We start from the raw sequence: 13,463 nt of genomic DNA, 5'->3' as shown, positions 1-13,463 counted from the left end.
ATACCATGGCAAAATGGAATAAATACAGGAAGGTGCTGGATCACGAGCACTCGAAGTTCTGGAAGTACGAGCTGAAGGACATCGACGAGCCCAACCTCCAGAAGGAAGTTTTTCCCTACGAAGAGGTCTGCCGGATCGACTTCGATCACAAGATCGTGACGATCAACCCGGCGGACGACATCTTCATCACCGACACGACCTTCCGGGACGGCCAGCAGTCCCGGCCGCCCTACACGGTCCAGCAGATCGTCGATCTCTTCACGTTCATGCACCGCCTCGGGGGTCCCCGCGGGGTCATCCGGCAGACGGAGTTCTTCCTTTACAGCAACCGGGACCGGGAGGCGGTGGAGCGATGCCAGGCCCTGGGATTCGCCTTCCCGGAGGTGACCGGATGGATCCGGGCGGCCATCGACGACGTGCACCTGGTCAAACAGGCCGGGCTGAAGGAAACCGGAATCCTGACCTCCGTATCGGATTACCACATCTTCCTGAAGCTTAATAAAACCAGGCGACAGGCCATGGATGGATACCTGGGCATCGTGAAGGCCATTCTCGATGCGGGGATCAAACCCCGGTGCCACTTCGAAGACATCACCCGGGCGGACATCTACGGATTCTGCATCCCCTTCGCCATCGAATTGATGAAGCTTCGCGAGGAGAGCGGCATCGACGTCAAGATCCGGCTCTGCGACACCATGGGCTACGGTGTGACCTATCCCGGCGCCTCTCTGCCCCGGAGCGTCGAGAAGCTCGTCAGGGCCTTCATCGAGGACGCGGGCGTGCCGGGGGACCTCCTGGAATGGCACGGCCACAACGACTTTCACAAGGCCCTGATCAACGCCACCACGGCCTGGCTCTACGGCTGCAGCGCCGCCAACGGCACGCTTCTCGGGCTGGGCGAGCGGACAGGCAATCCGCCCGTCGAGGCCCTCATCATCGAGTACCTCTCCCTGACGGGGGGAACGGACGGCATCGACACGACGGTCATCACCGAAATCGCCCAGTACTTTGAAAAGCAGGTGGGATTCAAGATCCCTGTCAACTACCCCTTCGTGGGAGCCGACTTCAACGTGACCCGGGCGGGAATCCACGCCGACGGCCTGATCAAGTGCGAGGAGATTTACAACATTTTCAACACGGCGAAACTCCTCAAGCGGCCCATCACGCCCATGGTTTCGGACGTCTCCGGGAAATCAGGAATCGCCTTCTGGATCAATTCCGCCCTGAGTCTCGACGGAGACAACACCGTCGACAAGCGCCACCCCGGCGTCTCCAAGATCCACAAGTGGATCGCCGACCAGTACGACGCCGGCCGGGTGACCAGCATTTCCCACGAGGAGATGGACCGGCTGGTGCGCAAGTACCTGCCGGAACTGTTCATGTCGGAACTGGACAAGATCAAGCACCGCGCCGCCCAGGCAGCCCTGGCGGTACTGCAGAAAGCCCTCGAGCACCCGGCCATGAAGACCATGAAACCGGAACTCCAGGAACCCGTCATGGAGAAGGTCCTGGAGGAGCATCCGTCCATCCAGTTCGCCTACGTGGTGGACATGAACGGACGGAAGACGACGCGGAACATCACCGGCCTGGCGGACCGTGCACGGTACGAGCACTACGGCGTCGGAACGGACCAGTCCGACCGGGACTGGTTCATCCGGCCCATCCAGACGGGCAAGTGCCACGTCACGAACTTCTACATCTCCAAGATGACCGGTGCGCTGTGCATCACCGTCTCGGCTCCCATCGTCGACGAACAGGACGAGATGGTGGGCGTTTTCGGGCTGGACATCAAGTTCGAGGATTGGGTCAAGCGGGCCGAGGACATGGCCGAGGCGACGCAAATCGCCCTGAAGGCCGAGTACGAGGAGAAGATGAAGAGCGACCGCTGGCTCTGAAAAAACGAGACCGATTTGAGTTTGCACAGGAAGGGGGACAGGCGTGAGTCTGTCCCCCTTTTGTCTTTTTTAAGCGAGTCCGCACAATGCCCGCAGGCAAGGCGTGCAAGTCCGGAGGAATGAGGCGTACTCTTTCGTGCGTCGAATGACGACGGATGAAGCGCAACACGGCATCCGGGCATGTTCCGGACCCGCTGCTACCCTTCGTCCACCAGCCACTCCTCGTACGGTCTCTCCCTGGTCCCCTGATACCGGGGAGCCAGTTCCCGGATGAAGCGGGAGGGCTGGACAATCATGGAGCCCATGCCCCGCCGGTAGTCCGATACGGGATAACAGAGATAGAGCTGGTCTTTCGCCCGGGTGGAGGCCACGTAGAAGAGGCGCCGCTCCTCCTCCACCCCGCCCTCGTCGTCCAGGGCGCGTGCCAGGGGGAGCATGCCCTCGGCGCACCAGATCAGGAAGACGGTGGACCACTCGAGCCCCTTGGCCTGGTGGATCGTGCTGAGGGTGATCTTGTCCGTCTCCGCCTTCGCGCTCACGTCTTCCTTCTCCAGGTTCGTCAGGAGCGCCAGCTCGTTCAGGAAATCCTCCAGCCGCTCGAACCCTCCCGAGAAGTTCGCCAACTGCTGCAGATCTTCTTCCCGGAAATTCGCCTCCGGGTACAGCTCGTAAAGATGGTCCCGGTATCCCTCTTCCAGGATGAGGCCGATGAGGTCTGCGACCGTAGCGTCGCCGGCCTGCTCCCGGAGGCGCCGCATGACCTCCCGGAAGCGCTTCAGTCCCGGCAGGGCGGTCCGGGTGGCCCCCTTCAGGAAGGCCTCCGACTCCAGCGCCGCCAGCGGCTCCGGCTGGGACGAAACGAAGCGCCAGACCTTCTCCGCCGCGACCTTCCCGAGGCCTCCGTACAACGGCAGGACGCGCTTCCAGGCCAGTTCATCGCCCGGGTTGGCCAGGATCCGCAGGTATGCCGTCACATCCTTGATGTGAGCCTGCTCGAAGAACCGGATACCCGAGCGGATCTCGAAGGGAATCCCCCGCCGGGTCATCTCCATTTGCAGCTCCATGGAGTGATAATGGGCCCGGTACAGGACGGCGATGTCCTTGAGCGGCGTCGATCCCTCGAGTTCGAGGATGCGCTGGACGACGAACTGGGCCTGCTGGAGCACCGACGACGCCGTGGCCAGGACGGGCTTTACGCCTTCCGTACGGACGGCCCGCAGGATCTTCTCGAACTGGTTCTCGTTGTTCCGGATGCTCAGGTTCGCCAAGTGCAGGATCTCCGGCGTGCTGCGGTAGTTCGTCTCCAGGCGGTATACCCGGCAGTCCGGGTAGCGCTCCGGGAAGCGGAGGATGTTATGGAAGTCGGCCCCCCGGAAGGAATAGATGCTCTGCGAATCGTCGCCCACCACCATCAGGTTCCGGTGGCCCGAGGCCAGCAGGTCCACCAGTTCCGCCTGGATAACGTTCGTGTCCTGGTACTCGTCCACAAGGACGTGGAGGAAACGGTCCCGGTACTCCCCGAGCGCCTCCGGGTGCTCCACCAGGAGTTGCCGGACATTGAGGAGAAGATCATCAAAGTCCATGGCCTGGAGCTTCCGCTTCCGCTCGCGGTAGCGTCCGGCCACCGCGACGATGTCGTCGGTCCGGGAGATGAAGTAGGGATGGCGGCTGAAGACGACATCCCCGACGGGGGTGTCGGTGTTGGCCGAGAAGCTCAGGATTCCCTGGACGACCTCCGCCTTGGGAAACTTCTCCGAGCTTTTTTTCAGGTCCAGCTCGGCGATGCAGGCCTTGACGAGGGAAACCGCGTCTTCGGCGTCCAGGATGGAGAAGCTCCGCTCGTAACCCAGGCGATCGGCATGGCGACGGAGAATCCGGTGCGCCACGGAGTGGAACGTGCCCCCCCAGAAGCGCTCCAGCTCCAGCCCGAGGAGGGACCGGACCCGGGAGAGCATGGACCAGGCGGCCTTGTTCGTGAAGGTGGCCAGGAGAATCCGGTTGGGCGGTACGCCCGTTTCGATGAGGCGGGCCACCCGGTAGGTCAGGGTCCGGGTTTTGCCGCTCCCGGCACCGGCAATGACGAGCAGCGGGCCGCTCTCTTCGAGGACGACCCCCCGCTGTTCGTCATTGAGTTCCTTCCCGTAGTCGATCTTCCTGGACACCGGTGCCTCCCGCAAGCGGAGCCGTCCGGACGGACGAAAGACTTCCGCTTATCCCTCCCGACAACCCGAAATCAGGCCTGCAGGGCCTGTTTGACGGCCTCCACGGTGTCCTTGCTGCTCAGGGACACGAAGGTTTTCAGGAGCCCCTCCTTCCCGTAGAAGCCGATCAGCGGTGCCGTCTTGGCGTTGTAAGTCTCCAGGCGGAAGGAGATGGCCTCCTCTGTTTCGTCGGCCCTCTGGATCGTAGGGCTGCCGCATTTCTTGCAAGCGCCGTCCGGGCCGGGGGGATTGCTCTTGACGTTGTAGATCTCCTGGCAGTCGGGGTTCGAGCAGGTCCGCCGGGTGGTGAGGCGGTCCAGGATCACGTCCCTCGGCACCTCCAGGTTCGCCACGAAGTCGAGGCGGATCTTCAGGCCGGCCAGCAGGGTTTTCAAGGCCTCCGCCTGGGGGATCGTGCGGGGGAAGCCGTCGAGGATGAATCCCTTCGCGCAGTCCGGCTCCTGCAGGCGGACTTCCATGAGCTTCATGATGAGGCTGTCCGGCACCAGGTCGCCCCGGTCCATGTAGGCCTTGGCCTCTTTCCCGAGGGGCGTTCCTTCCTTCACGGCAGCCCGCAGGATGTCACCCGTGGAGATCTGCACGGAGCCGTCGAACTCCGTCAGCAGTTTGGCCACCGTTCCCTTGCCGGCCCCGGGGGCTCCCAAAAGGATGATTCTCATAACATAACCTCCCGATATTTCGTAAAAACATGGTGTCCGGACGATTCCGGAAACAGGTGCCCCTATAGCGGATGAATGGACGGCCGGTCAAGTGAAATGGCATCAGCGGTCCATCGGTTCTTGACAGTACCCGATACACCCTCTATATAATTATTCGCATTATGGAACAGAAACGATTCGGATCGGTACAGTTCATTCCCGGCAAGAACGGTGGCAAGTATCCTTACTGCAACTCCCTGTTCGTCGAGGAAGCGGGAATCATCATCGACCCTTCCTCAAACCGGAAGATTCTGCAGGACCTCCGCGACCGGGACAAGGTGAATGCGGTCTGGCTCAGCCACTTCCACGAGGATCACTTCGGAAAGATCGACGTCTTCGACGGTATGCCCATCTGGATCTCCGAACGGGACGCTCCTCCGATGGCGGGCATTTCCGTTTTTCTCGACTGGTACGGTATCGACGGCATCGAGGAACGGGAATACTGGCAGCGTTTCATGGAGGAGCATTTCCATTACCGCCCCCTCAAGCCCTCACGCTTCTTTCAGGATGGAGAAGTCATCAACCTGGAATCGGAACAGGTGGAGGTGATCCCCACACCGGGGCATACACCGGGCAATCTGTCCTTTTTCTTCCGGAACTCGAAGGTTCTTTTTCTTGGAGACTATGACCTGACCTCCTTCGGCCCCTGGTACGGTGACCGCTATTCCAGCATCGAGAAAACCCTTGAGTCCATCCGCCTGCTTCGGGAGATTCCCGCCGACGTGTGGCTGACCAGCCACGAGACCGGCGTCTTTACGAGTTCGCCGGGCCCCCTGTGGAGTCGTTACGAAGAAGTGATCTTCGAGCGGGAGCGGAAAATCCTGGCCTTGCTTAAGAATCGGCGAACTTTACAGGAGATTGTGAGCGCCTGGATCTGTTACGGCAAACCCCGGGCCCCCAAGGCCTTCTTCGATTTTGCGGAAGGAGCCCTGATCAGAAAGCATTTGGAGTACCTGCTGAAACGGGGACTCATCCGGCGCAAAGGCGAGCATTATATCCAGAACTGAAGCCGGCGTACAAGGAAGGAGGCCTGATGTTTTACGCGGCCGTCCCCTTCCACGGCGCCAGGTGATCCCACCGCGAGCATTATGATATTTGTCGATGAAGCACTCAACCGCATCCTGAACGCCATAACGCCCTTGGGCCTGGAGAGGGTCGGCATTCTCGACGCCCTGGGACGGGTCCTCGGAGAGGATGTGGCGGCCCCCCGGAACATCCCGCCGAAAGACAACTCCGCCATGGACGGCTACGCCCTGCGGTGGAAGGACACCTTCGGCGCCTCCCCGAAAAGCCCGGTAATCCTGAAGGTGATCGAGGATCTCCCGGCGGGGGCCGTGCCGAAGAAAAAGGTCGGTCCGGGACAGGCGACACGGATCATGACGGGGGCCCCCCTGCCCGCGGGCGCCGACGCCGTCCTTCGGGTCGAGGACACGGAGAAAGACGGAAACAGCGTCCGCATCCTGGTACCCGTCCAGGAAGCCCAGGACATCCGCCGGGCCGGCGAAGACGTCAGAGAGGGAGAGACGGTCATCCGTCAGGGTGAGGTCATCCGTCCCGCCGAGATCGGCATGCTGGCATCTTTAGGGCGCTCATTCGTCTCCGTCCATCAGCGGCCCCTCGTGGCCATCCTGGCGACGGGGGATGAGTTGGCTGAGATCGACGAGCCCGTGACGCCCTGGAAGATCATCTCCAGCAACAGCTACTCCTCGGCCGCCCAGGTGGCGGCCTGCGGTGCCGTGCCGCTGATGATCGGCATCGCCCGGGACACCCGGGAAGACCTCACGGCCAAGTTCCGCATGGCCCTACGGGCCGATGTGATCCTGTCGTCGGGCGGAGTCTCCATGGGCGACTATGACCTGGTGAAAGACATCCTGCGGAGCGAGGGGAACCGGATCGAGTTCTGGCAGGTCGCCATGAGGCCGGGAAAGCCGCTGGCCTTCGGCGAGATGGATCATGTTCCCCTCTTCGGCCTCCCAGGCAATCCGGTTTCGTCCATGGTCTCCTTCGAGCAGTTCGTCCGGCCGTCCCTCCTGAAAATGGCGGGCCACCGGCGCCTCTTCCGCAAGACCGTCCAAGCCGTCACAATGGAGGACATCAGGAAAGGCAAAGGGGTGCGGACGTTCCTGCGGGCCCGCCTGGAGCGGGAAGATGCCCGCGTCGTCGTCCGGACGACCGGTGAACAGGGATCGGGAATCCTCAAGTCGATGGTCCAGGCGAACGGCCTTATCGTCATCCCGGAGGACATCACCCTGGTCAAGGCAGGCAGCGAGGTCACGGTGCAGGTCATCGATGACGGCTGGTGGGCGACGGAGCGGCCGGAATATCTTTGAAAGCAAGAGCGTTTCTGCTATAAAGCCAAGCGCGCGGAAGTGCCAAGGTCACTGGTGGGCCTCCCGGACTTCAAATCCGGAGTGAGGGGCTAGACACCTCTCAGGTGGGTTCGATTCCCATGCACTTCCGCCATTTTTTTCGTAAAATCCGCAAATTCGCGAAGGTTCAACGTTAACCAGCCTTTAACCTGCATTGCGTTACACTACTGAAGGTCTCAACGCCCCACACCGGATTTGAAAAGCGTCCGTGGGCCTCTTATCCAGTTCATCTACCAAAGTGGTATAATCAATCTGCAATGATCTGACATCATAACCATTTGAAAGATTCGTCAATTTAATAGAAGTGTCGGATTACTTTACAGAAAGTATTTTGAACGCAATATATTGCAATATATAATTTTTCGCTGATTCACGACCCTCATAATCCATTAAGTCTGTCGGCAATCTTTACAATATTGTTCTATCTCACATAGCAATCTTTCACGCTCTATCTAGCGTTTTATCATCATATCAGTAAGTTGAAGATCTGGCATGAAAAATGATTAGGAAAAGATGGGTTATATTGCTTTATAAATATGCTCCGGCAGAGCCGGAGGTATTGCGATTGCTGGCCCATCAAAGGGGCCTGAACGCGATCGTAAAGTAAAAACACTCATATCATCGGATCGTTACGATGACATTTTTCCTGATCAGCTACGGCACAACATCAACGGCACATTCCCGGAATTGTCAAACCCTGGGAGTCTCCCGGCAAACCCGGGGATTTACTCAGGAGAAATGATTTCTCCAAGCTGCTACAGATATGCGTTAGAAGTGCAATTAGATCGTTTAACAAGCAATTGCCCTATTTTTCCCCATGCCTCATATCGATAATTCCATGCATTTTTTGTTTAAACATAAACCATGTAAGGAGGTGAAACATGAGAATGAAACGGTTCGTTTTAGTATGGTTTTTATGTCTCTCTCTGATTTTTTCAACAGCCGTTCTAGGTCATGCATACAGCAGCATTCTGACTTTCGGAGACAGCCTTTCTGATAACGGGAATGCTGACGGCTTCGGTATCATGAACTTTTCCAATGGACCAGTCTGGGTTCAGTATCTGGCCAGCCCCACCTATCTGAACGTGCCACTCTTTGATATGGCATTTGGAGGTGCAACAACCGGATATGACAATCCAGCTGCGGGACTGGCGTATACCGGCTTGAACTGGCAGGTGGACTATTATTTGGACAATTTTGGCAGCATGATATCCAGCAATATCTTGGTGACCGTCTGGGCAGGTGCCAATGATCTGTTCCAAGGCAGAGATCCTTATGTTGCTGCCGAAAACGTTGAGCTTGCGTTACAGAATCTTGCCGCGGCAGGCTTCCAGAATTTCCTCGTCATGGGCCTCCCGAATGTGGGCACAACTCCTGAATTTAGAGGAACCGCGTATGAATCGGCAGCAACACTTTGGTCCCAATATTTCAACATGTTTCTTGCTGCTAATGTGGCCGATTTAAGAGGTATTTATCCGGGAAACCATTTCTACACTCTTAACACATTCGATTTGCTGAATGCCGTGATAGCGAACCCAGGAATATATGGATTTGATAATGTCACGGATGAATGGCTCTACCGAGAAGCCGGAGACACAAGCACCTATTTGTTCTGGGATGGCGTACACCCCACAACAGAAGCCCATCTCATGCTTGCGAATTACGCCATGGCCGCCGTCCCCGAACCCGCTACCATGCTGCTTCTTGGTCTTGGACTGATGGGGCTGGTCGGAGCGAGGAGAAAGTTCAAAAATTAAAACACAATATAAATGCTTTTAACAAGGAGGTTAGGTTATGGAAGATCGTTCTGACAAGACCAGAAGAAGTAATCGAGACCGCAGGGAATTCAGGGATCCAAATTATACAGGAGCAGAACGTAGAAGTGGCTTGGATAGGCGATCTGGCGACGACAGTAGGCGCTCTCGTTAGAAAAAACTTCAGATTAACCCATACCCCGTTTCAGAGAATGATAAAGGCAGGGCCACTTGACCCTGCCTTTTCATTATGAGTGATAACGATGAGCAGTGTAATATAGTATTAAATGGCAACGTTGAAAAACAAATAGTGCGGGAAGTTATGTCTCCTGGCAGTCTTTACGATTGCTGTTATTTATATTGATTATTTTCCCTTCTAGAAGTCTCCTTGTCAATCGGCATTGAAAAGGTAGTGTCAAGAATCTTTCGCTTTTGTAGTGGCAGTGCCCGAGGGAGTTTAGATTGCCTCCACAAGGTCAATGGCTTCATCCAAGTCCTGTTCTCTGAGCAGATCCATGTTCCGGTACCGTCGTGATCCCCATTGGGTGTCGGCCATGTCAATGGTCACCGAAAAATGACCCCCTGGTTTGTCAATGTCCGCCTTCAAAGTCCCATTTTCGTCGGAATAAGATGTCCCCTGTCCGTCGTGCTATTTCAAAAAAGCGAAAGTTTTTTACGTTATCTCAGTTTAGAAATGCCTATATAATTGCCAAAAGAAATAAAATAGGCAGGGCTATTAAACCCTGCCTTTCAACAATAAACCCAAAGAGATTTCTTATTTCTCAAACTTCCTTCTTGCTCCTGCCAATCCCATTAACCCAAAACCAAGAAGCAGCATGGTGAAGGGTTCGGGAACCTGATTAAGGGGATGTGTTATGATTTCATAATTTTCCCAATTTGATAGTTTGCTATCATTAAAAGCTCCATATTCACCACCATTGTAATTGATTGTTGCCCAATCCAATAAATTATCGTTAAGATAAACACGAATATCAAATGAGAATGGTGTATCGGCATAACTTTCGGAAAAATAAATATACCATGCAAGATCATCTCTTTCAGCACCTGAACCTGAAACCTGGTTTGTGGAATCAAACGAGCCTGTCCAATCTGTTATCTCGGTATTGTAATCGTTTAACAATCTGAAACCGTCCATGCCGGGAGACTCAAAAACAGGATCGGATGATGTTTCAATAATATAATTAAAATTGCCAACACCCCATTCTCCTATGTAAAGCGGACCCGCATGTGAAATACAAGGAAAGAGAATCATAAGGGAAATAAATACGACCAAAATGATTGAACGAATAGATTTAATCATCTCGCTTACCTCCTAGCAATCTTTTTTTTAGTGACAAGCAACGACGCGGCGATGAAAGCAATAAATATTCCACTCTTGGAAGCCTTGAATATTATTTTAATAATTATTAGGATGCATTTTTCATTTTATCAACAGTGTAAATAAAAACGACGATGCTCGTAACTGTCAACACAAGTAGAGGAGGAGTATATGACAACAAATACAACCCTTTATCGAAATATTACAGGATGTCGTTGTGTAAACAATCCCGACAGTTAATTGCCCTAACACATGTGTTGCGCCGTAACCGGTTTATGTAAACCAAGATTCTCTTCATTTCTCTTTTTTTAATTAAATATTGAGAAGATTGTCAATCAGGATAAAAGACAAGTACAGAAACTTTTTCGAGTTTACTTCTTTACGATTTTTCCTTTGATATCGACAACTTATCATTCCAGAAGTCTTCGCTTCGCTTCCAACTGAACACTAGTGCACCGTTTTACACTGTCCCTCCTGGCATGATCCGTTATCATTTGTACCTCGTTGAGCGAATACCCTTTTTCGTTCACGAAAGACGAACACGACGAGTGCTTCAAGCCCGAATACATGTCGATCTCGACCCCGACTTTCCGACACGCGCAGAGCCAGAGAACTCGCATGGTAAATGCGAAGAGTGCTTCCCTTCATGTTTCCAGCGCAGATTCACGAAAAAGAAAGGGCTGTCCATCCTGATTGGCATGCTGGCAATGATCCTCTTGAACTCTGAATGACACGGGATCAGATGCTGACGCTTCGTCTTCGTCTGCTGAATGAGCTGTTTCGCAGAGAAAGTCCTTCGGATGTGGAATGCATCGACGTCCTTCAAATAATCGATTCTGTATGTCAATCGGGATTGACTTGACGGACGTAAACCGCTGAAAGGGTTTCGCATAGACAGGCAGTAACCATTTCTTATACTTCCTCTATACCTCCAAAGTTAGAATCATTTCAGAGACAATGTATTTAAGAAATAAAAGGAGGTTCGTATAATGAGAAAAATATTTTTATCGATTGCATTTATTTTCATATTATCCGCTTCGGTTTTTACCGCCGGTTTTGAACCCGGAGTCAACGTTCGAACCATTGAAAAGGACGGTGTGGAAATTACGTGGGTTCTTGTCAATTACGAAAACGCTTCCGAGATTACCTGTATGGATAAGTCCGGTTCTTAGTTCAAACTGCCCTTGAAAGAAATCAGAAGGATCACTTACGTTTCCGGACAGAGCTATATGACCGGAGGAGGAACGAAACTTCCTGTTGTGAGTTTCGAAATGATCAACGGGCAGACCGTGCTGGGCGGTCTCAGCCAGCAGGGAATCGCTAAAATCGATATGGGCTATACAGGCAGAAGGAATCTCCGGCTGACGGATGCCCGATATGAATTAGTCGAGGTAATTGAAGCGGGAAAAGCGGATGCGAACGGGCAAATGAAGGTCCGACTGATCAAAGGCCAGATCATTACAGTCCCCGTAAAGAAATCCGATGTTCACAGCATCATATTTGAATAATAAATTGAATGTATAAAAAATATGGGTGCCAAGTGCTATCCGGTAAATCCTCCGCCTGTCGGCTTGTATCAGCGACCGGGTTGGCTGCTGTTCCAAATATATGGACGTTGCTGAAAGCGTTTAAATCCTTGCAGAACCTTTCTGTATATTGAGGCGTAACGGAACATCAAGACAAAACAACTGTTTTATAAGATGGAGGATGGTTTTGAACGCAGCTAAGAATGGAAGCGCACTTTCTCGTGTTACTTTTTTTACAAATCTTAACGCATAATCGCTTGACTTTTTCCGAGAAATCATTCAAGCATCCCTGTCCAATCGGCCGTGGACACTCCCAAATACAACATACCCGTATGTAATCAATTCTTGTTTTGTCCAAGGACGTTGATTCAGTCCTATGGACATAAACGGGTTAAAAGCATTTCTGTGAATGGCTGGTGGATGGACATATTTACTTGCGAGAGGGTTTTTGCTCACTGATTCAAGGGTTATCCGAGGCATCATTCTTGTCAAATAGCTGATTGATATCGTTCGCTTTTTTTATTGGTATGTCATGGAATATTCAAATAAAACCAGAGAAGAGCTGATAGAAGAAATTAATGAACTTCGTCTTCAATTATCCGAAGTAACGAATCATACATCTTCAGAAAGCAGGAAGAATGGAGACTCGGCGACGTCTTTCTTTAAAAAATATCGCAGATTTCTTGACAAGGCAAATGAAGGGATTTTTGTTCTGCAGGAAGGTTGTTTCGTATTTGTCAGCCAAAAAATGGCTGCCATACTGGGGGCTTCCGTGGAGGTTCTGGAAGGGTTTCCCTTCGTGAATCATGTCTGGCCGGAAGACCGCGATTATGTTGTAGGCAACTACTGGAAGCGAGTCTATGGAGAGACGGCGCCTGATTTGTATGAGTTCCGGTTCATCGGCACAGACGGCAGGCCGACCTGGATCGTTCTCTCTGCAACAACCGGGCTGTCATGGAATGGAAAACCGGCGACATTATATCTGGTGACGGATATTAACGAGCGGAAACAGGCGGAAGAGCGACTGAAAGCGAGTGAGGAGCGATACCGTGAACTGAGTCTTGTCGATGAACTCACCCAGCTTTATAATGCAAGACATTTCTATCAGCAGCTGCAGTCGGAAATCGATCGTGTAAACCGGTACTGCGAGCCGCTGACCCTCCTTCTCCTCGATCTGGACAACTTCAAGGCGTTCAACGACACATACGGCCACGTCAACGGAGACGCGGTGCTATCAAGATTCGGGCAGGTCATGAAACGATGCCTGCGCCAGACGGACTCAGCCTTTCGTTACGGGGGCGAGGAATTTACCGTCCTTCTGCCCATGACCACCGCGAAAGACGGGGCAATCATGGCGGAGAGAATCCGGATGGAATTCAATAAAGAGAGGTTTTCTCCAAATTCGCACAAGGATATATGCATGACCGCAAGCATCGGCGTGGCGCAATATAAAATTGATGAGGACATGAAATCATTCATTCAGCGTGCCGACCAGCTTATGTATCTTGCAAAAAAGAATGGGAAAAACAGAGTTAGTTATAAATAGGAAACCATGGAAACAATTTAGGGAAAGAGTCCCCGGGCCGCCATGAGGATCAGCGTGTTCAAATTCGGCCAAGTCATGGCAGAGGCCATCTTCACTGCAAGCCGGTTCTTCGCA

Annotated in this window: 10 protein-coding genes and 1 tRNA gene; 8 read left to right on the top strand and 3 right to left on the bottom strand. The window is 53.4% G+C overall.

The genetic code is table 11. From position 1 onward, the window contains the following. The first annotated feature begins 5 nt into the window (after window positions 1-5). The gene (locus tag HPY65_06370; protein ID NPU84096.1) at window positions 6-1,895 is read left to right on the top strand and encodes a histone-lysine N-methyltransferase; all 1,890 of its coding nucleotides are present in this window, start codon (window positions 6-8) and stop codon (window positions 1,893-1,895) included. A gap of 197 nt (window positions 1,896-2,092) precedes the next feature. Here HPY65_06370 and HPY65_06365 read toward each other — a convergent pair whose 3' ends face one another. Together HPY65_06365 and HPY65_06360 are read right to left on the bottom strand one after the other, a co-directional pair. Beyond that, on the bottom strand, window positions 2,093-4,072 hold the full coding sequence (locus tag HPY65_06365; GenBank protein NPU84095.1) for an ATP-dependent helicase: 1,980 nt from the start codon (window positions 4,070-4,072) through the stop codon (window positions 2,093-2,095). A 56-nt stretch (window positions 4,073-4,128) separates the two neighbouring features. Beyond that, window positions 4,129-4,776 carry an adenylate kinase gene (locus tag HPY65_06360; protein NPU84094.1) on the bottom strand — a complete coding sequence of 216 codons (648 nt, stop codon included), beginning with the start codon at window positions 4,774-4,776 and terminating at the stop codon, window positions 4,129-4,131. 161 nt (window positions 4,777-4,937) lie between these two features. On the opposite strand from HPY65_06360, the gene HPY65_06355 reads away from it, so the two are divergent. The 4 genes from HPY65_06355 (at window position 4,938) to HPY65_06340 (ending at window position 8,941) form a co-directional block, all read left to right on the top strand. Beyond that, window positions 4,938-5,822, top strand: coding sequence for an MBL fold metallo-hydrolase (locus HPY65_06355; GenBank protein NPU84093.1), 885 nt, complete (start codon window positions 4,938-4,940; stop codon window positions 5,820-5,822). An 81-nt stretch (window positions 5,823-5,903) separates the two neighbouring features. Then, a complete protein-coding gene (locus tag HPY65_06350) occupies window positions 5,904-7,145 on the top strand; it encodes a molybdopterin molybdotransferase MoeA (GenBank protein ID NPU84092.1) in 1,242 nt (413 codons plus the stop codon). Window positions 7,146-7,180: 35 nt separating this feature from the next. Beyond that, window positions 7,181-7,278 (top strand) — tRNA-Sec (locus HPY65_06345). 787 nt (window positions 7,279-8,065) lie between these two features. After that, complete coding sequence (locus HPY65_06340) at window positions 8,066-8,941, top strand: SGNH/GDSL hydrolase family protein (GenBank protein ID NPU84091.1); 876 nt, start codon at window positions 8,066-8,068, stop codon at window positions 8,939-8,941. A 772-nt stretch (window positions 8,942-9,713) separates the two neighbouring features. On the opposite strand, the gene HPY65_06335 is transcribed toward HPY65_06340, so the two are convergent. Next, window positions 9,714-10,259: a PEP-CTERM sorting domain-containing protein gene (locus tag HPY65_06335; GenBank protein ID NPU84090.1), complete on the bottom strand. Its 546-nt coding sequence runs from the start codon at window positions 10,257-10,259 to the stop codon at window positions 9,714-9,716. Between the two features lie 1,007 nt (window positions 10,260-11,266). On the opposite strand from HPY65_06335, the gene HPY65_06330 reads away from it, so the two are divergent. The 3 genes from HPY65_06330 to HPY65_06320 all read left to right on the top strand — a co-directional run bounded on the left by HPY65_06330 (window position 11,267) and on the right by HPY65_06320 (window position 13,349). Next, a complete protein-coding gene (locus HPY65_06330) occupies window positions 11,267-11,449 on the top strand; it encodes a hypothetical protein (GenBank protein NPU84089.1) in 183 nt (60 codons plus the stop codon). Window positions 11,450-11,461: 12 nt separating this feature from the next. Further along, window positions 11,462-11,785, top strand: a complete 324-nt coding sequence (locus HPY65_06325) for a hypothetical protein (GenBank protein NPU84088.1) — start codon at window positions 11,462-11,464, stop codon at window positions 11,783-11,785. Between the two features lie 550 nt (window positions 11,786-12,335). Further along, complete coding sequence (locus HPY65_06320) at window positions 12,336-13,349, top strand: GGDEF domain-containing protein (protein NPU84087.1); 1,014 nt, start codon at window positions 12,336-12,338, stop codon at window positions 13,347-13,349. Window positions 13,350-13,463 lie beyond the last annotated feature (114 nt).

It is taken from the genome of Syntrophaceae bacterium (assembly GCA_013177825.1).
Classification (GTDB): domain Bacteria; phylum Desulfobacterota; class Syntrophia; order Syntrophales; family PHBD01; genus PHBD01.
This window is presented reverse-complemented; position numbering and strand designations above follow the sequence as displayed.